This is a genomic window from Arthrobacter monumenti, assembly GCF_054511255.1.
Genome location: NZ_JBTNCY010000002.1, coordinates 178278 through 196460 on the forward strand (window position 1 = coordinate 178278; position 18183 = coordinate 196460).

The window sequence follows — 18183 nt, forward strand, 5'->3', positions numbered from 1 at the left end:
CGGCATCACGCGTCAGCCGTCAGCCGGCAGCCGTCTGCGATCAGCGGCTGATGATGTCGCTCAGTTGTGCCGCCTCGATCAGGAACGCGTCGTGCCCCACGGGCGAGTCGATGAGCTCCAGCCGGGCCTTTACTCCGTCCGGCAGGGCGGACACCAGTTCCTCGGATTGAGCCGGGTAATACAACCGGTCTGAAGTGACCGCGGCGACGACAAATTCGACGTCGGTCCCGGCGAAAACGTCGGAGATGCTTCCGCGTCCGCGGGTGATGTCGTGGCTCATCAACGCCTCGGTAATGGCGATGTAGCTATTGGCGTCAAACCGCCCGGCCAGTTTGCCGGCCTGGTAATCGAGGTAGCTTTCCACCTGGTACCGGCCGCGCGGCTTTGCTCCATTCCGCAGCGGTTCCTCCGAGCCCTGCGGCAGCCGGCCAAACCTGGAATCCAGGTCCGGCTCGCACCGGTAGGTGATGTGGGCGATCCTGCGCGCCAGCCCGAGCCCGGCGGAGGGGCCGTCGTCGTCGTAATAATCGCCGCCGGCAAAGTGCGGGTCCTGGCGGATGGCGAGCAGCTGTGCCTGTGCAAACGCTATCTGTTCGGCGGTGCTTGCCGCGCAGGCTGCGATGCAGATGCAGCGTTCGACCCGGTCCGGGAACATGGCAGCCCATTCCAGAGCACGGGCGCCGCCCATGGAGCCGCCGACGACAGTGTTCCAGCGGGAAATGCCGAGCGCGTCGGCCAGGCGTGCTTCGGCGACGGCGGAATCACGCAGGCTGACGAGCGGGAAACGCGATCCCCACGGCCGGCCATCGGGGGCAGGACTGGCCGGTCCAGTGCTGCCGTAACAACCGCCTACGATATTGGGCGCGACGACGAAATACTCGTCCGTGTCGATCGCCCGGCCGGGGCCGACCAATGGTTCCCACCAGCCGTCCTCGTTCGACGAACCCCGGCTGACGTGCGTACTGCCGGTCAGGGCGTGCAGCACCAGTACGGCGTTCGACCCGTCGGCATTCAGCGTCCCCCACGTTTCGAAACCGAGTACGACGCCGGGCAGCTCACCACCGGCCTCCAGCGGCAGGGTGCCGATCGGCAACAGCTGCAGAACGCCGTCGGGCGCGGCCTTATTGGGTTGGCGTTCCGCTGACGGCGTTTCCGAACCCGGGGCGCCGTCGTCGGGAAGCAGCCATAGTCCACCCTGCTGCGGCCACGAACCTGCCGCTGCGCGCGCTTCTGCGTGCAGTGGGTCATGAGCAGGCGCGCCAGCCCCGTCCAACGGAGCCGGCTCCTTCCATCCCCTTCGCAGTTGGGACGACGTGCTCACTCTGCCTTGGCCGCCCTGAAGCCGGCATCCAGGTCAGCCAGGATGTCCTCAATGTTCTCAAGCCCCACCGACAGTCTGACCAGTCCCGGTGAAACACCGGCGGCGACCTGCTCCTGATCGGAGAGCTGGCTGTGCGTGGTAGACGCCGGATGAATGACCAACGACCGGACGTCACCGATGTTGGCCACGTGCGAATGCAGCTCCAGCGCGTCGACGAAGCGCTTGCCGGCTTCCAGCCCGCCGTCGATATTGAAAGCGATGACCGCCGGGATTCCCTTGGGGCTGTAGGTCCGTCCCCGCTCGTACCACGGGCTGGAAGGCAGGCCTGCGTACGCGACGGACTCGACGGCGTCGTGCTTCTCAAGCCACTGTGCGACCTTCTGCCCGTTCTCCACATGCCGCTCGATCCGGAGGCTGAGGGTTTCGAGGCCCTGGGCGATCAGGAACGCGTTCATCGGCGCGACGGCGGAACCGAGGTCGCGCAGCAGCTGCACCCGCGCCTTGAGAATATAGGACAGATTGGCGCCGAGCGCTCCGCCTTCGCCGAGGTCGCGGCCAAAGACCAGCCCGTTGTAGGTCGGGTCCGGGTCGTTGAAGCCGGGGAACCGCTCAGGGTCCTGCGTGTAGTCGAACTTGCCGGCGTCGACAATTACGCCCGCGATGGCGTTGCCGTGCCCGCCCAGGTATTTGGTCGCTGAATGAACGACGACGTCGGCGCCCCACTCGATCGGCCGGATCAGGTACGGCGTGGCCAGGGTGTTGTCCACAATCAGCGGCACGCCGGCCTGGTGCGCGACCGTGCTGACACCCTCGATGTCGAGCACGTCCTGGCGTGGATTCGAGACCGACTCGGCGAAGAACGCCTTCGTGTTGGGCCGGACGGCATCGCGCCACTGGTCCAGATTGTCCGGATCCGCCACGAAACTGACCTCAATGCCCAGCTTGCGGAGCGTGTGCTGGAGCAGGTTGTAGCTGCCGCCGTACAGGCTGGGGCTGGCAACAATGTGATCGCCCGATTCGGCGACATTGAGAATCGAGTAGGTGGTGGCTGCCTGCCCGGAAGCGACGAGCAGAGCGCCGACGCCGCCTTCCAGGCTGGCGATGCGTGCCTCGACTGCTTCAGAGGTGGGATTGCCGATCCGGCTGTAGATCGGGCCGAGCTCGGCCAGGGCAAACCGGTCGGCGGCCTGCTTCGCGCTGTCGAAGACGAACGACGTCGTTTGGTAGATAGGCAGCGCCCGTGCGCCTGTTGCTGAATCCGGCTCTTGGCCAACATGGATCTGGCGGGTTTCAAAAGACCAGTTATTGCTCATGGAAGACTCCTGTCGATCGGGGCCGACAGAGCTTGGCTGGAACGTGCATTCCAGCACGAGATGTGACCCGCGCTTGCACTCAACCTTCTGGCTGAATGCCAGGTCTTCACCCGGGGCACCCCACCGCGGATGGAGGGTTGCCGGTCAGCAAGCCGGGGCATTGAATCTCATTCCCGTCCGCGCGGTTAAACCACGCCGGCGGTCTACAAGACTCTGCTGACACTCATGACCTGATTCAAGTGTGGGAAATGAATCGGCGGAGGGCAAGAATATGACATGAAGTGGCGTAACAATTACGTGCCGAGGGGTCTTGGACCGGCATTAGGTTGGCCTAAGTCGAGACGCGAATCACAACGTGTAAAGATGAACTATGCGCTTGGATCACATCTCATATGCCTGTGGACCTGACGGACTCGCCGCGACAGCTGAAAGGGTCGCCGACGCCCTCGGAATAGATGCCGTAAAGGGTGGTGTCCATCCTCGTTTCGGTACCCGGAACATGATCTTTCCCCTGACCGATGGCCACTATGCCGAAGTGGTGGAAGTGCTGGATCATCCGGCCTCGGACAAGGCGCCTTTTGGGCAGGCCGTCCGGGCCCGCTCGGAAGCCGGCGGCGGTTGGATGGGCTGGTGCGTTGCGGTCGATGACCTGACTCCGTTTGAACAACGCCTGGGCCGTGAATCCGTCCCCGGCAACCGCAAATTCCCCGACGGACGGGAGCTGGTCTGGCGGCAGATCGGCATCAAGGGTCTGATCGCCGACCCCCAGGTCCCCTACATGCTTAAGTGGGAGGGCGACCCGGATCTGCACCCTTCCAACGCACGGCAAAACGACGTGAAGCTGACCTCCCTGACCATCGCCGGCTCCGCCGCACGGGTTACGGAATGGCTCGGGACCGACGTCGGAAACCCGCTGGACGACGTAAAGGTCGAGTGGATGGCTCCGAACGGTACTCCGGGCATCATGTCCGCGAAGTTCGAAACTCCTACTGGCACCGTCGAGATCTAGCAGATCCTTCCTCGCCACCTTCCTTTGCTTCAGTTTGGGACAATTCGACAGGCGCGCGCATGTCGAATTGTCCCGGATTGAAGCTTTTCGCCGCTCTGGCTCCAGAACCGTGTATTCATCTGTCCAGTGACGCCGGTACCGGCCCTGTCGCCGACCTCAGTACTACACCGTTGTACCTACACCGTTCGCCACGCTCCTAGTTCGGACCCGTCCGCCACGCCCTAGTCATGAGCGATCCGCCACGCTCCAAGTCGATACCCGTCCGCACTCCCGGTTATCCGCCACGCTGATCGGTTCTCCTCCACAGAGGCGGGACACTGATGGGTTTTCCACGTCCAGGAAGATGGCGCTGTCGCTGGTCGGTGCCATACAGCACGCTGGAATCATGGCGAACGCTCTCATATCCGTCAGCGACTACGAACGAGCCGGAGAGAATCGAAGATCACTCGCACGTCAGGTGCAGCGTGGCGTCTTGGTCCGGGTAAGACCTGGTATCTATGCTCCCGCCCGCGAATGGCAGGACCTCACATGGTGGGACCAGTACCGTCTGAAAGTTGAAGCAGTCGCTCAAGGACCGGCATCCGATCCCATTTTTTCACGGCAGTCGGCAGCTTCGGTATGGGGCATTCCGTTTTTCGGTGCCAAGAACCATGTCCACGTCCAGGTTGGACCGTCTACCCATGGCCGTTTGAGCGCAGGCGTCCAAAGCCACCGGGACCTGGAATTGGAATCACCGGTCCAACGCAAGGAATTGTGGGTTACTACGCGTGCGCAAACTGTCATCGAGTTGGCCCTTTCGGTTCCGTTTCCACAAGCCGTCGCCGCCGCCGATCATGTGCTCAACGCAGACAGCGAGGAGTTGTTGGAATCACTCAGTAAGAACGAAATAATGGCCATCGCGGAACGACTGAATTCAAAGACCAAATTCAAGCGGGTTTCAAACGTCATGCGCTTTGCGGACGTACGCTCAGGTTCTCCCGGCGAATCCGCGAGTCGAGCCAATATGTATCTCGAAGGGTTCGTTCAGCCGGAGCTGCAGTACCGTGTCGAGGATGAGGACGGGTCATTGATCGGGATCAGTGACTTCTACTGGGAGGAGTTACGGCTGCTCGGTGAATACGACGGTCTGGCCAAGTACTCCCGTAATGAGTTTCTTCAGGGCAATCTGCCATCCGACATCCTGAACGCAGAAAAAGTCCGTGAGGATGCCATGCGGATGACCGGGCGCGGGATGGTCCGGTGGTTGTGGTCCGACGTGTGGGGTGCCGGACCTGATGCACCACCCAATCTTCCGGCGAAGCTGCGGGCAGCAGGACTGGCAACGGATAAGCGAAAACACCTCTGGTCCCCCGGACAGGAGCGGCGCTAGGACATCTTGGCTTCAGGTTGGGACATTAGCCATGCGCGCGCATGTCTAAATGTCCCGGATTGAAGCAGAAGCAGATCCGGAGGTGGTATTACCTGACCGGGCGGGGGCAGGGAACCCAACCAGTTCGGGGTCCCCTTCAGCGCGGGACCCTCTCCAACCTCTCCGGAGTTAGCCCAAGCCGAGGGCGTCGCCGAAGAGGGTGAAGCCGACGAACGCACCAATATCCAAAAGGGCGTGCGCAATCACCAGGGGCATCACCCGGCCGTACCTCGAGTAGAAGTAACCGAAAATCAGACCCATAATGAAGTTCCCGATGAACGGTCCGATCCCCTGGTAGAGGTGGTAACTGCCGCGGATCAGGGAGCTGACCAGAATGCTTACCAGAGTGCTCCAGCCGAACCGGGCGAAGCGGTCCAGCAGGTAGGCCACGACAATCACTTCCTCGACGATGGCGTGCCGAAGGGCGGACAAAATCAGCACCGGCACCGTCCACCAGTAAGCATCGAGCGCGGCCGGAACAATCGCCGTCGTAATTCCCAAGGCACGTCCGGCGACATAGACACCGATGGTTCCCACGCCAATGACGACTGCCAGCCCAAATCCCATCGAAAAATCCCACACTGGCCGGGCAAAGGTAAATCCCATTCGGCGGAAAGCGGTTTTGCCTCCACCGGTCAGCAGGAACAGCACCAATGCAACCGGCACCAGCGCGAACAATATGTCCAGCAGCTGGTACGTCAGATCGAAGTACGGCCGCTCGTTGAGGGGCTGGTTCATCGTCGTGGTCTGTTCGCCCAGCGGGGCCTTGGTGAGCTTGTCCAACAAATTGACGACGGCGTAAACGGCGGACTGCCCGAGCGACAATCCCAGCACAATGAGCACTTCAAACGTCAGCCAGCGGCGGCTGCGGGTTTCCGTGTAGTCCGGCGGGAGAGTTTCCGTAGGCATTTCTCTATCCTGCCCCGGACCAATCGGACGTGGGAAATGGCCCCGCCAAACGGGTGTCAGAATGCCAATCGGTGGTGGGAGATGGCCCCATCGAAGCACCTATGGGAAATGACCGATGGGATTGCGGATGAAGTGGCCAGCCCCGAATCAGGCGCCGGAAATAACCTGCTCGCCGGCCCGCCATACGGCGTAGGTCAGCGGGATGCCCGGACGGTACGCCAGGTGGGTGGCTGACGGCGCGTTGAGCATATGCAGATCGGCGCGGTGCCCGACGGCGATGCTCCCCACTGCGCGCCGGCCGTCCGAGTCTTCGCCTGTATCGCGCCGCAGCGCCAGCGCTCCCCCGTAGGTAGCGGCGCGGACAGCTTCGTGCACACTCAACTTCATCTGCAGCACGGCGGTCGTCACGCAGTAGGCCATCGAGGACGTGTAGGAAGTACCCGGATTGCAGTTCGATGCCAGCGCGATCTGGACTCCGGCGTCGAGCAGTTCGCGCCCCCGTGCCAGCGGCTGCCGGGTGGACAGATCGCAGGCCGGAAGGCAGGTGGCGACCGTGCCGTACTTGTCCGAGCCCGGAGTCCAGGTGCCCCAGGTTCCGGCAAGGGCGTCGACGTCGTCCCGGTTCAGGTAATTCACGTGATCAACACTGGCGGCCGCCATTTCGACGGCGAGCCGCACTCCCGGCCCCTCCCCCAGTTGGTTGCCGTGCACCCGAAGACCCAGCCCTGCATCCCGCGCCGCCTCCAGCACCCGGCGGGACTGCTCGGCGTCGAACGCACCGCGCTCGCAGAACACGTCTGCCCAGCGGACGTATGGGATGACGCCGTCGAGCATCGGGCCGCAGACAAGATCGAGGTAGTCCTGCGGGTCCATGCCGTCCGGAACCAGGTGTGCGCCGAGGTAGGTCACTTCATCGACCTGCTCGGCTGCGATCCGCGCGCTGCGGATTTCGTCGTCGACGCTGAGCCCGTACCCGGTCTTCGTCTCGAGGTAAGTGGTTCCCTGCGAAACGGCCTCGTCAATCCGGCCGGCCAGCAGCCGCGACAGTTCCTCGTCGGAGGCGTTGCGGGTGGCTCCGGTAGTGACGGCAATGCCCCCGGCCTGATAGCTTTCGCCAGCCATCCGGGCCTCGAATTCGGCGGTCCGGTCGCCGGCAAAGACGAGGTGGCTGTGCGAATCGACCCAGCCGGGCAGCACGGCGCGGCCGCCGGCATCGGTTTTGCTGTCCGCCGCCGGTGCTTCCGCCGCCGGGCCGGTCCAGCTGATGCGCTCGCCTTCAATCACGACGGCGGCGTCCCGAAGTACGGTGCCTTCGACGTCCTGGGTCATCAGTTCGCCGATATTGGTGATCAGATGGCTCATTCTCTACTCCAGTTCCTTCAGTACTGCGGACAGCAGCCGCGCCGGATCTCCCAGCGATTCGTGGATTCCATTCCGGGCGACCACTTTCCCATCAATGGTCACGGATTCGACGTCGGCGGCCGTGGCGGCAAGCGGCAATTGGTCGGCCGCGGCGCCGGCCGTGCGGATGCTGTCCGGACGTACGTGGATGAAGTCGTTTGGCCGTGTTGTTTCGGTCCTGGAGAGTGTCCCGGAAAGGCTGCGTGCCCCACCTGCGCTGAGTGCCTCCACCAGTTCGGCAGGAGTGAAGCGGCCGCGCTCACCGCTGCGCAGCCGTTCCCCGTGTTCCAGCGCGCGCATCTCCAACAACGGGTCGACGACGGCGTGCTGGTCGGTGCCGAGCGAAATCACGGCCCCCGCTTGTGCAAGTTTAAAGGCCGGGCCAATCCCGTCGGCGAGGTCCGCTTCCGTCGTCGGGCACATGACGATATTGGCCCGGGCCGCACCCAGCAGTTCAATATCCCGGCTGGTCAAATGCGTGGCGTGCACGGCGGAAAGCCGCTCCGATAGCAAGCCGTGCCCGGACAGCAACTCCGTCGGCGTCATCCCGTAAGCGCGTTGGCACGCCTCATTTTCGGCTGGCTGCTCGGACAGGTGCACGTGCAGCGGCAGGGACGGGTCGAGTCCCCGCTCAATCTTCGCCAGCGAGTCAGGATCGACGGCACGCACAGAGTGGATGGCGGCACCGACGTTCACGAACGACGGGTCGTAGGTCGAGGCGAAGTCGGCCCGCAAGGATTCCAGCCGCTCCAGCCAGGCGTCGGCATCGGCGTCGGCGAACCGTGCTTGCTCCGCGTTCAGCTCCTGCCCGATCCCGCCTTTGAGGTAGCAAGTGTCGAGCAGTGTCAGCCGGATACCCGCATTCTGCGCCGCACGGGCAAGCGCATGTTCCATCTCATGGGCCGGATACGCCGAACCGCCGGGCTGGTGGTGCACGTAGTGGAATTCGCCGACGGCGCTCCAGCCAGTCACCACCATCTCGGCATAGACGGCGGTGGCCAGGCGTTCGTACAGGTCCGGTGTCAACGCCGCCGAGGAACGGTACATCTGCTCGCGCCAGCTCCAGAAGCTGCCACGGCCCAGATGGGTGCGCCCACGCAGTACGCGGTGGAAGGCATGCGAGTGGGCGTTGACACCGGCCGGCAGCACGACGACGTCGCCCGCGGCAGCCGGGCGCTCGGCGTCCGCGGCAGACACAGAATCCATTCCGGCTCCGCTCCTCACAGCAGACCAGCCAGGACATCCGCGAGCGCGTCGGCCCCGGCGTCGGCATCCCTGCGCTCGATGGCTTCCTCGGGAGAATGGGAAATGCCGGTCGGATTCCGGACAAACAACATCGCCGAAGGGACCTTCGCGGCAAGGACACCGGCGTCGTGGCCGGCCCCGGTGGCGAGTGTTGGCGCGCCGGGCAGCAGGTCCTGCAGGTTCGACTGCAGCCGGGTATCGAAATGGACGGTGTTGCTGTAGGACTCCTCTGTCAGTGTCACCGAGCAGCCCTCCTCGGCCGCGGCGATTTGCGCCTTGCCGTGGATCTTCGTCACCAGTGACGCCGTCACGGCATCATCCGGATGCCGCACGTCCATCCACATCTCGACCTTCGACGCGATCACGTTCGTGCCACCGGGAACCGGCTGCAGGCGTCCGATAGTGGCCCGCGCGTCATCCCGCCCGGCTGCAACCTGCTGTACGGCGAGGACAATCCGCGCGGCTGCCACCATCGGGTCCGCACGGTCCGCCATCAGGGTGGTCCCGGCATGGTTTCCTTGGCCGAAAACGGTGAACTTCCAGCGTCCGTGCCCGAGGATGGAGGAACCAATGGCGATGGCGTTTTCGGAGCTGTCCGCCGGCCCTAAGCCGATCTGCCCGCGGCCCTGTTCAACATGCAGTTCGACGAACTGTCCGATCCTCGCCATTGCAGCTCGATCCGGCCCGATGTGCTCCGGATTCAGACCGTTGGCGCGCGCCGCTTCGGCGAACGTCACGCCGTCGGCATCAGTCAGCGAGCGCGCCCGGTCCGGGTCGATCGCGCCGGTCATCAGGCGTGATCCCAGGCAGGCCACACCGAACCGCGACCCTTCCTCCTCGGGAAAAACCGTCACCGCGAGCGGCCGGGTTCCGCCTTCTCCAGCAGTGATTCCGCGTTCGCGCATCTTGTCGACGGCGGCCAGCGCGGAAGCCACGCCCAGCGGCCCGTCGAAGGCACCGCCTCCGGGAACCGAATCGAGATGACTACCCGTCACCAGTGCGCCACCGGCGTCAGCGTTCGACGGCGGCGCTCCCCACCACGCCCAAATGGCACCATTGCGGTCGGTCTCGACATCAAGCCCGCGGCGCTGCGCCTGCTCGACAAACCACCTGCGCAGATCCAGCTCCGCCGTCGAATACACCGGCCGGCTGTACCCGCCGCGGCGGCCGTCCCGCCCGACATCATCAATCGAATCAAGCAACTCAGATACGGATTCCATCAGACAACTTTCTGTAAAACTACGATCGTACGCATCGCTCGGTCCGGAGGCCGGGACCCTACTCCTTCATCGGGATGCGTACGCCGCGCTCGGCCGCAACTTCGGACGCCCGGTCGTACCCGGCGTCGACGTGGCGGATAACGCCCATACCCGGGTCGTTGGTCAGCAATCGCTCGAGCTTTTCGGCCGCGAGGTCGGACCCATCGGCAACGGATACCTGGCCCGCGTGGATGGAACGGCCGATGCCGACACCGCCTCCGTGGTGAATGGATACCCAGGTGGCGCCCGAGGAGGTGTTCAGCATGGCGTTCAGCAGCGGCCAGTCCGCGATGGCATCCGAACCGTCGGCCATGGCTTCGGTTTCCCGGTACGGCGATGCCACCGAACCGGAATCCAGATGGTCACGGCCAATCACGATCGGCGCGGAGACCTTGCCCTCGGCGACAAGTTTGTTGAACAGCGCGCCGGCCTTGGCCCGGTCTCCGTAACCGAGCCAGCAAATCCGTGCCGGCAGGCCCTCGAACTCGACGTGCTCGGCGGCCGCCTTGAGCCAGGTATGCAGGTGCTCGTCCTCGGGAAAGAGCTCCATCAAGGCCTTGTCCGTGACCTCAATGTCCTTGGGGTCCCCGGACAGCGCCACCCAACGGAACGGGCCGAGCCCCTCGCAGAACAGGGGACGGATGTAGGCGGGAACGAATCCGGGGAACTCGAACGCACGATCGTAGCCGCCCTGGCGTGCCTCGTCGCGGATGGAGTTTCCGTAGTCGAAGACTTCCGATCCTGCGTCCTGGAAGCCAACCATCGCTTCCACATGCGCGGCCATCGAAGCCTGCGCCTTCTTGGTGAAACCGACCGGGTCGGCCTCCGCCTCGGATTTCCAGTCCTCAATTGCAATACCGGCGGGCAGGTAACTGAGCGGATCGTGCGCTGAGGTCTGGTCAGTGACGATGTCTACGGGAACGCCCCGCTTGAGCAGTTCCGGCAGCACCTCGGCGCAGTTCCCGACCAGTCCCACCGAGAGCGCCTGCTTGGCGTCCTTGGCTTCCTGCACCCTGGCCAGCGCCTCGTCCAGATCAGTACTGACGACGTCGAGATAGCGTTTGGAGGCGCGGCGGCGCAGGCGGGTCTCATCGACGTCGACAATCAACACAACGCCGCCGTTAAGGGTGACGGCCAGTGGCTGGGCGCCGCCCATACCGCCGCAGCCGCCGGTCACGGTCAGGGTGCCGGCCAGGGAGCCGTTGAACCGCTTCGCGGCGATGGCGGCGAAGGTTTCGAAGGTGCCCTGCAGAATGCCCTGGGTTCCGATGTAGATCCACGAACCGGCGGTCATCTGGCCGTACATCATCAGGCCCTCGGCCTCAAGTTTGCGGAACTCCGGCCAGGTGGCCCAGTCGCCGACCAGGTTCGAGTTGGCCAGCAGCACACGCGGCGCCCACCTATGCGTGCGGAAGACTCCGACAGGCTTGCCGGACTGGACCAGCAGCGTCTCGTCGTCCTCGAGTGTTTCGAGCGTGCGGACGATCGCGTCATAGGCTTCCCAGCTGCGTGCAGCCCGCCCGGTGCCGCCGTAGACCACGAGGTCGTCGGGCCGTTCGGCAACTTCCGGGTCAAGATTGTTCATCAGCATCCGCATCGGCGCTTCGGTCTGCCAGCTCTTGGCGGTCAGGCCGGTGCCGCGGGCGGCCCGTACTTCGCGTGCTCCCTGCATTGGTTTCTCCTTCAGGTTCAGTGGGATTGCTCAGTGGATGTGGTGGTCAGTGGATGTGGTTGGTCGAATACGTCCGTGGAAGCAGTGTTCAGGCGGTGGGTACCGCGTAGTGGTCCATGATGGTTGCTGCCTCAGCCGCCACCAGCTTGCCGATCGCCTCGGCGTCGTCGTCGCTGATCCGGTAACTTGGCGCCACGACGCTCAAGGCGGCCACTACGCGCGGACCCATCAGGATGGGCGCGGCGATGGCGGTGACATCCGGCTCAACCCCATTACTGACGACGACGTAGCCCGCCTCAGGCGTCGAGCCGTGCAGTACCTGTCCGGCGGCTGTGCCTTCGAGCGGAATGCTGCGGCCGACCCAGCTGGTGTGCCGGACCGAATGCGTTCCTTCTTCGATAGCGATGTAGATTCCGGCCTCGTCATCGGTCGGCATTTTCCGGGACGGGACGTTCAGGTACGCCGACTCGCCGGTCTGCTGCACCAGCCGTTTCATCGGCTCGGCCGCCAGCGACACCAGCGACTCGTGGCTCAGGGCCTGGGCGCCCAACTGAACGATCCGCATCCCCGGCCGGTAGCCGACGTCGTCCTTGCGGACGAAACCCGCCGCTTCCAAGGTGCGCAGCAGCCGCAGGGCCGTGCTGGCGGACAGGTCCACCCCGCGGGCGGCGTCGGCAAGGGTGACGGATCCGCGGTCACACACGGTACCGAGCAGGGATAATGCCCGCTCGACCGTCCGGGTTGAGGCGTCTGCCACGGTGATCTCTCCTTCGCCGGCTTCGTACTGAGGACCGGAATTTTCCGTGCAGATCTTGCAGATCCGCGTCAGATGTATTTCACTTAGTAAAACGGTAATTTCATTCTTTAGCAATATCAAGACCGCTGGCGAAGAATTTTGCCAGTAGCCTAGGACGCACCCCCACAATCCCGAGGAGTACCGATGACCGACACCAGCACGTCCGTTGTTGACGAGACCACCACGCGCGTCGTCGAAGTATCAGTTGGGGCACTCGCTCCCGCCGACGTCGTCGCAGTCACCAGGCGCGGCGCGCAGATCAGGCTGAGCGAAGACTCGATGACGGCGATGGCGGAATCCCGGGCGGTCATCGAGGCGCTGGTCGACGACGACAAGCCGCACTACGGCGTCTCCACTGGTTTCGGCGCTCTCGCCACGAAGCACATCCCCGTCGATCTGCGCTCCCAGCTGCAACGTTCGCTGATTCGCAGCCACGCGGCCAGCAGCGGTGCCGAAGTCGACCGCGAGATCGTCCGCGGGCTGATGCTGCTGCGTCTCTCCACGCTTGCGACCGGCCGCACCGGCGTACGCCCGTCGACGGCGGAGGCTTATGCGGGGATCCTGAACGCGGGCATCACGCCGGTAGTCCGCGAATACGGAAGCCTGGGCTGCTCCGGCGACCTCGCTCCCCTTTCGCATTGCGCGCTGGCACTGATGGGCGAAGGTGAAGTGCGCAATAACGACGGCGTACTGATGGACGCTGCCGATGCCCTCTCCGCTGCCGGCCTAAAACCCGTCGAACTCCGCGAGAAGGAGGGCCTGGCGTTGATCAATGGCACCGACGGCATGCTCGGTATGTTGATCATGGCCTCGGCCGACCTGCACCGGCTGCTCAAGATCGCCGATCTGTCCGCGGCCATGACCGTCGAGGGATTGCTCGGCACGGACGCCGTTTTCGCCGAAGACCTGCAGGCGCTGCGCCCACATCCAGGCCAGAAAACCTCCGCGGCGAACATCCGCGCGGTGTTGGCCGGTTCGCCATTGATCAATGAGCAGCGCCCGGAGGGTTTCACCCGGGTGCAGGATGCCTATTCCGTCCGGTGCGCGCCGCAGGTCCACGGTGCCGTCCGGGCCACGCTTGCGCACGTCGAGTCCGTGGCAGGCTACGAGCTGGCGTCCGCCGTCGATAATCCCGTCATCACCTTGGACGGCCGGATCGAATCCAACGGAAACTTCCATGGCGCTCCGGTGGGTTACGCGCTCGACTTCCTGGCCATCGCCGTCGCCGACCTCGCCTCCATGAGCGAACGCCGCACGGACCGCTTCCTGGATCCGGCCCGCAACCATGGCCTGAACGCGTTCCTCGCGGATGACCCCGGCGTCGACTCCGGCCACATGATTGCCCAGTACACCCAGGCCGGGATCGTTTCCGAGCTCAAGCGCATCGCCGCACCGGCGTCGGTCGACTCGATCCCGTCGTCGGCCATGCAGGAGGACCACGTTTCGATGGGCTGGAGCGCCGGGCTGAAGCTGCGCCGCGCCATCGACGGCCTGACCCGTGTGCTTGCGGTGGAAATCCTCACTTCGGCACGTGCCTTGGATATGCGCGACGGCGGCGTGGACCAGGCGAAGACATCAAAGGCGACGACGGCGGCACGGCAGATGATCCGGGCGGTCGTTGCCGGACCGGATACCGACCGCTATCTGGCACCGGAAATCGAGGCCGCCCGTGTACTGGTGGATTCCGGCGCACTCCTGCATGCCGTCGATGCGGTGTTGGACACTCCACTGCAGTGACCCAGCGGTTATCCTGATCAGACCGCCGACTGGTGGCCGGGCACCACGCCGCCGCACCGGGCGGAGTTGAGGCGCACGACCAAAGGAGAGCATCGTGATCGAGGCAGCATCGTCGGGAAGCGGCGGATCGGGAACAGCCGCGGAAGCCGAAACAACCGGCCGCTACATCGTCATCTTCGCAGGCACCGATACGGATGCCTCCGCGGTGCTTTCGTCGGCCGCGGGCCTGTCAAATGTGGCAAGCTCGAGGGATTTCCGTAACCGCGGCGCTGACCTCTCCGAAACCAGGGACGCCGACGCGACGATCTTCGCCTCGCTGGGAATGGCGGTCGTGTCGGCTAATGCCGAGCAGGCCGCGGCCCTGCAGGCGTCCAGCGGAAGCCAGGGAAAAGTCATTTCGGTCGTGCCGGAACTGGTGCACCGTGTACTGACGGACTCATCGTCGGTTTATGCCCACGGGTACCGCGACGGCGTCGCGGATCTTACGGCGCGGCTGGATTCCGGCGCCGATGCCGACAACGGTTCCGGCGACCGGCCGGCGAACTTCGAGGATTCGGCCACGGCCACTTGGGGCCTTCAGGCAACCCGCGCCACGTCCTCCCCGCAATCCGGGAAGGGCATCAAAGTTGCCGTCCTGGACACCGGCTTCGATGCCAACCACCCCGACTTCGCCGGACGCAATATCACCGCTGAGTCCTTCATCCCCGGCGAATCGGCGCAGGACGGACACGGCCATGGAACCCACTGCATCGGTACCGCCTGCGGCCCAAGGAGCCCTTCCACCGGTCCACGGTACGGCGTCGCCTATGAGGCCGACATCTACGCTGGCAAGGTACTGGACAATGCAGGATCAGGCAACGACGGCGGCATCCTCGCCGGTATCGACTGGGCCGTCTCCAACGACTGCGCGGTGATCTCCATGTCCCTCGGCGCCGACGTCGCGCAGGTCCATCCGCCCTACACCGCCGCCGGCCGGCGGGCCCTGCAGCAAGGCTCGCTCATCGTCGCTGCGGCTGGAAACAACGCTGAGCGTGACAAGGGCAATTTTGGTTTCGTCGGCACGCCGGCCAACAGCCCGTTCATCATCGCCACCGCAGCTCTGAACCAACAGCTGAAACTTGCCAGCTTCTCCGCGCGCAGCGCTCCTGCCAGAGGAGGGCAGGTCGATGTGGCGGGACCTGGCTTCGAGGTGTACTCCTCCTGGCCAATGCCGGAGCGCTACAAGACCATCAGCGGCACCAGTATGGCAACGCCGCACGCCGCCGGCATTGCGGCGCTGTGGGCCGGATCAACCGGCCGCCGTGGACTCGACCTGTGGGCGACCATCGTCCAGGAGGCGCAGCGGTTACATACCCCCTCCGTCGACGTCGGCGCGGGGCTTGTCCTGGCGCCGCAGTAGCCGGTGCCGCAGACGTATTATGGAGCCATGATCCACATCACAGTGACGGTCGATCAGGAACACATCCGCGTGATCGGAGACGTCGCGACCGTGCTGCGCACCAAGGGCATGCACGTGGAGCAGGTGCTCGATAGCATCGGCATCATCACCGGTTCGCTGCCCGAGGACCGACGCCCGGAACTGGAGGCGGCAGAGGGCGTCGAATCCGTGGATGAACAGCAGCATTTCCAGTTGGCACCGCCGGACAGTGACATTCAGTAACCCCGCCATCCGATGACTGCCGGCCGCTGAAACGGCTGACCCGGCCGGCCATCCCCGTGCAGTGGGCCGCGGCTGGTGGCTCGTTCAGCGGCCGGACCCAGACTCCTAGTTCAAAGGTGACAAGGCAGCGGCGATCGGGTCAGTATCGTCAATGGTTCCCATAATCAGACCCGTTGCCAGATCCGCCATCGCCCACGACGTCTGGATCCCGTAACCAGCCTGCCCTGCGAGCCAGAAAAAGTTCGGCGCTTCCTCGTCGAATCCGGCCACCGGCATTCCGCCCGCGCGCTCAGTACGAAGACCCGTCCAGGCCCTGTCCACACTGGTCAGGCCGAGGGTGGTTATCCCATTGACTTTCTCCATCAGCCGCTCGACATCAGTGGCAACGGGCCTGGCGTCCTCGGCCCTGCTGGGCACCGCCTCGCATGGGGATACCAGCAGTTGCGCGCCATCAGGCCGGTAGTAGAAACTGCCGTCTGCCGCCAGGATCATGTGTCCGTCCTCCGGGACCGGTTGACGGGTATTGACGACGGCGGCCGTCCGCCGGTAGGGCTCCAGGCCCAGGGTCCGCACACCGAAAATGACCGCCAGCGGATCTGCCCACGCTCCGGCAGCATTGACCACCGTACGGGCCTTGAACGCCTCATCCCCGGCACCCACGACCCACCCGGCACCGACCTGCTGGGCAGTATGCACCGGTGCGTCGCGGTGGATTTGCACCCCCGCTTCCAGGGCCCGGTCATGGTAGTAGTCGACCAGCACGTCAACTTCGACCTGCAATGAGGACTCATCCAGCGCGACTGCTTCGAACGCTTCAGGACGAAGATCGGGACTCCGTTCCAGGGCTTCGGCGGTGGAAATCGGCACCAACACCTCGTTGCCGGAAAGTTTGGCGTCAACGTCTTCGGTACTGCCGACAAACATCAGCGGCCTGGGACTGAGGATCCGGCGGCCAATCTCGCCGGAAATCCCCTCAACCTGCTCGATGGACCGTTCGGTCAGCTGGCGGATCGGCCACGGCCCGTGGCTTGGCTGCATCTGCCTCGCCGAGCGGGAAGAGGTGTGGTAGGCCAGAGAGCTCTCCGCCTCCACCAGCGCCACACTGCAGTCGCGGCCCAGCCGGGCGGCAAGTGACAGCCCGGCAATCCCACCGCCGACAATCAGAACGTCACAGTTTTCAGCCATAGGGGTATGGTATCGCCGAATCTTTTAGTTATCGCCGACTGAGCTGGCCTTCACCGCGTCCCTGCTGGCCACAAAGGCTTTGACACAGTTTTTGATGTCCTCCGCGCTGTGCGCGGCGGACAGCTGGACCCTGATCCTGGCGGCGTCTTTTGGAACGACGGGGTAGCTGAACGCCGTTACGTAGACTCCGTTACCGAGCATTTCGTCGGCCACTTTGCCAGCCACAACGGCGTCGCCGAACATAACCGGGATGATGGCATGCTCCCCTTCGAGCAGCTCGAATCCTTCCTCCGCCATCCGGGACCGGAAATGCGCCGCGTTTTCCTGGAGACTGCTCCGGAGTTCGCCGCTGTTCACGACCAGGTCCAGCGCCTTCAGCGTGGCGGCCACGATGGAGGGCGCCAGGCTGTTGGAAAACAGGTACGGCCGCGCCTTCTGCCGCAGCATGGCGACAATCTCGCCGCGTCCTGCCACATATCCTCCGGAGGCACCGCCGAGCGCCTTGCCGAACGTTCCGGTGAAAATATCAACCCGGTCCCCAACACCGGCATGTTCAGGTGTTCCTGCCCCGGTCTCCCCCATGAACCCGACGGCATGCGAATCGTCGACCATGACCAGCGCATCGTACTTATCCGCCAGATCGCAGATCGCCTCCAACGGGGCCAGATAGCCGTCCATCGAGAACACTCCGTCGGTAACGATAATCGTCCGCCGGGCGCCTTTGGACCCGTCGGATCGATCCTGCTCCGCCGCGGCCTGAAGCTGGGTCTCGAGATCGGCCATGTCGCGGTTCTTGTAGCGGTACCGTTTGGCTTTGCAGAGCCGGATTCCGTCGATGATCGAGGCGTGGTTCAGAGCATCGGAAATGACCGCGTCGTCGGGACCGAAGAGCGACTCGAAGACCCCACCATTGGCGTCGAAACAGGACGAGAAGAGAATCGTGTCGTCCGTGCCGAGGAATTCGGATACCCGATGTTCCAGCAGCAGGTGCTGGTCCTGGGTTCCACAGATGAACCTGACGCTGGCCATGCCGAACCCGCGTTCATCCATCGCTTCCTTGGCGGCGGCAATAATCTCCGGGTGGTCGGCCAGGCCCAAGTAATTGTTGGCACAGAAATTGAGCACCTCGGCCGGCTCCGCCCCCGGTTGTCCCGCCCGGATATGGCTGGACTGCGGCGAACTGATGCTCCGCTCGGCCTTGAACAATCCGGCTTCGCGGATCGCCTCCAGCTCGGACCGCAGATCTTCCTTCATAGCTGAATACATTG

Annotated in this window: 15 protein-coding genes and 1 riboswitch; of the genes, 5 read left to right on the forward strand and 10 right to left on the reverse strand. The window is 64.3% G+C overall.

Annotated elements, in window-relative coordinates:
* Positions 1 to 40: 40 nt before the first annotated feature.
* Positions 41 to 1183, reverse strand: coding sequence for a homoserine O-acetyltransferase MetX (gene metX / locus ACX80B_RS03730; RefSeq protein ID WP_459293561.1), 1143 nt, complete (start codon positions 1181 to 1183; stop codon positions 41 to 43).
* A gap of 134 nt (positions 1184 to 1317) precedes the next feature.
* Positions 1318 to 2688: a bifunctional o-acetylhomoserine/o-acetylserine sulfhydrylase gene (locus ACX80B_RS03735; RefSeq protein ID WP_459293563.1), complete on the reverse strand. Its 1371-nt coding sequence runs from the start codon at positions 2686 to 2688 to the stop codon at positions 1318 to 1320.
* A 10-nt stretch (positions 2689 to 2698) separates the two neighbouring features.
* Positions 2699 to 2865: riboswitch (SAM riboswitch) on the reverse strand.
* Positions 2866 to 3004: 139 nt separating this feature from the next.
* On the opposite strand from ACX80B_RS03735, the gene ACX80B_RS03740 reads away from it, so the two are divergent.
* On the forward strand, positions 3005 to 3643 hold the full coding sequence (locus ACX80B_RS03740) for a VOC family protein (protein WP_459293187.1): 639 nt from the start codon (positions 3005 to 3007) through the stop codon (positions 3641 to 3643).
* Between the two features lie 385 nt (positions 3644 to 4028).
* Positions 4029 to 5012, forward strand: coding sequence for a hypothetical protein (locus ACX80B_RS03745; RefSeq protein WP_459293189.1), 984 nt, complete (start codon positions 4029 to 4031; stop codon positions 5010 to 5012).
* Positions 5013 to 5180: 168 nt separating this feature from the next.
* Here the strand turns inward: ACX80B_RS03745 and ACX80B_RS03750 are convergent, their stop codons facing one another.
* The 6 genes from ACX80B_RS03750 to ACX80B_RS03775 all read right to left on the reverse strand — a co-directional run bounded on the left by ACX80B_RS03750 (position 5181) and on the right by ACX80B_RS03775 (position 12294).
* On the reverse strand, positions 5181 to 5960 hold the full coding sequence (locus ACX80B_RS03750; RefSeq protein ID WP_459293191.1) for a CPBP family intramembrane glutamic endopeptidase: 780 nt from the start codon (positions 5958 to 5960) through the stop codon (positions 5181 to 5183).
* A 147-nt stretch (positions 5961 to 6107) separates the two neighbouring features.
* On the reverse strand, positions 6108 to 7322 hold the full coding sequence (gene hutI, locus ACX80B_RS03755) for an imidazolonepropionase (protein WP_459293193.1): 1215 nt from the start codon (positions 7320 to 7322) through the stop codon (positions 6108 to 6110).
* Between the two features lie 3 nt (positions 7323 to 7325).
* Positions 7326 to 8567 (reverse strand): formimidoylglutamate deiminase, encoded by a 1242-nt coding sequence (locus tag ACX80B_RS03760; RefSeq protein ID WP_459293195.1) that lies wholly within the window; start codon positions 8565 to 8567, stop codon positions 7326 to 7328.
* 14 nt (positions 8568 to 8581) lie between these two features.
* Positions 8582 to 9826, reverse strand: coding sequence for an allantoate amidohydrolase (locus ACX80B_RS03765; RefSeq protein WP_459293197.1), 1245 nt, complete (start codon positions 9824 to 9826; stop codon positions 8582 to 8584).
* A gap of 58 nt (positions 9827 to 9884) precedes the next feature.
* On the reverse strand, positions 9885 to 11537 hold the full coding sequence (gene hutU / locus ACX80B_RS03770; protein ID WP_459293199.1) for a urocanate hydratase: 1653 nt from the start codon (positions 11535 to 11537) through the stop codon (positions 9885 to 9887).
* A gap of 88 nt (positions 11538 to 11625) precedes the next feature.
* Positions 11626 to 12294 carry an IclR family transcriptional regulator gene (locus ACX80B_RS03775; protein ID WP_459293201.1) on the reverse strand — a complete coding sequence of 223 codons (669 nt, stop codon included), beginning with the start codon at positions 12292 to 12294 and terminating at the stop codon, positions 11626 to 11628.
* A gap of 183 nt (positions 12295 to 12477) precedes the next feature.
* Between ACX80B_RS03775 and hutH the strand changes: the two genes are divergently transcribed.
* The 3 genes from hutH to ACX80B_RS03790 all read left to right on the forward strand — a co-directional run bounded on the left by hutH (position 12478) and on the right by ACX80B_RS03790 (position 15730).
* The gene (hutH, locus tag ACX80B_RS03780) at positions 12478 to 14070 is read left to right on the forward strand and encodes a histidine ammonia-lyase (protein WP_459293203.1); all 1593 of its coding nucleotides are present in this window, start codon (positions 12478 to 12480) and stop codon (positions 14068 to 14070) included.
* Between the two features lie 94 nt (positions 14071 to 14164).
* A complete protein-coding gene (locus ACX80B_RS03785; protein ID WP_459293205.1) occupies positions 14165 to 15469 on the forward strand; it encodes a S8 family serine peptidase in 1305 nt (434 codons plus the stop codon).
* A 27-nt stretch (positions 15470 to 15496) separates the two neighbouring features.
* Positions 15497 to 15730, forward strand: coding sequence for a hypothetical protein (locus ACX80B_RS03790; RefSeq protein WP_459293207.1), 234 nt, complete (start codon positions 15497 to 15499; stop codon positions 15728 to 15730).
* Positions 15731 to 15835: 105 nt separating this feature from the next.
* On the opposite strand, the gene ACX80B_RS03795 is transcribed toward ACX80B_RS03790, so the two are convergent.
* Together ACX80B_RS03795 and ACX80B_RS03800 are read right to left on the reverse strand one after the other, a co-directional pair.
* Positions 15836 to 16915, reverse strand: a complete 1080-nt coding sequence (locus tag ACX80B_RS03795; RefSeq protein ID WP_459293209.1) for an NAD(P)/FAD-dependent oxidoreductase — start codon at positions 16913 to 16915, stop codon at positions 15836 to 15838.
* Between the two features lie 24 nt (positions 16916 to 16939).
* A complete protein-coding gene (locus ACX80B_RS03800) occupies positions 16940 to 18181 on the reverse strand; it encodes a glycine C-acetyltransferase (RefSeq protein ID WP_459293211.1) in 1242 nt (413 codons plus the stop codon).
* Positions 18182 to 18183: the final 2 nt, after the last annotated feature.

What these genes read in the sequence shown, in the direction of transcription:
- ACX80B_RS03740 (WP_459293187.1), top strand. Translation starts at nt 3,005, where the DNA reads ATGCGCTTGGATCACATCTCATATGCCTGTGGACCTGACGGACTCGCC.
- ACX80B_RS03745 (WP_459293189.1), top strand. Translation starts at nt 4,029, where the DNA reads ATGGCGAACGCTCTCATATCCGTCAGCGACTACGAACGAGCCGGAGAG.
- ACX80B_RS03750 (WP_459293191.1), bottom strand. Translation starts at nt 5,960, where the DNA reads ATGCCTACGGAAACTCTCCCGCCGGACTACACGGAAACCCGCAGCCGC.
- hutI (WP_459293193.1), bottom strand. Translation starts at nt 7,322, where the DNA reads ATGAGCCATCTGATCACCAATATCGGCGAACTGATGACCCAGGACGTC.
- ACX80B_RS03760 (WP_459293195.1), bottom strand. Translation starts at nt 8,567, where the DNA reads ATGGATTCTGTGTCTGCCGCGGACGCCGAGCGCCCGGCTGCCGCGGGC.
- ACX80B_RS03765 (WP_459293197.1), bottom strand. Translation starts at nt 9,826, where the DNA reads ATGGAATCCGTATCTGAGTTGCTTGATTCGATTGATGATGTCGGGCGG.
- hutU (WP_459293199.1), bottom strand. Translation starts at nt 11,537, where the DNA reads ATGCAGGGAGCACGCGAAGTACGGGCCGCCCGCGGCACCGGCCTGACC.
- hutH (WP_459293203.1), top strand. Translation starts at nt 12,478, where the DNA reads ATGACCGACACCAGCACGTCCGTTGTTGACGAGACCACCACGCGCGTC.
- ACX80B_RS03790 (WP_459293207.1), top strand. Translation starts at nt 15,497, where the DNA reads ATGATCCACATCACAGTGACGGTCGATCAGGAACACATCCGCGTGATC.
- ACX80B_RS03795 (WP_459293209.1), bottom strand. Translation starts at nt 16,915, where the DNA reads ATGGCTGAAAACTGTGACGTTCTGATTGTCGGCGGTGGGATTGCCGGG.
- ACX80B_RS03800 (WP_459293211.1), bottom strand. Translation starts at nt 18,181, where the DNA reads ATGTATTCAGCTATGAAGGAAGATCTGCGGTCCGAGCTGGAGGCGATC.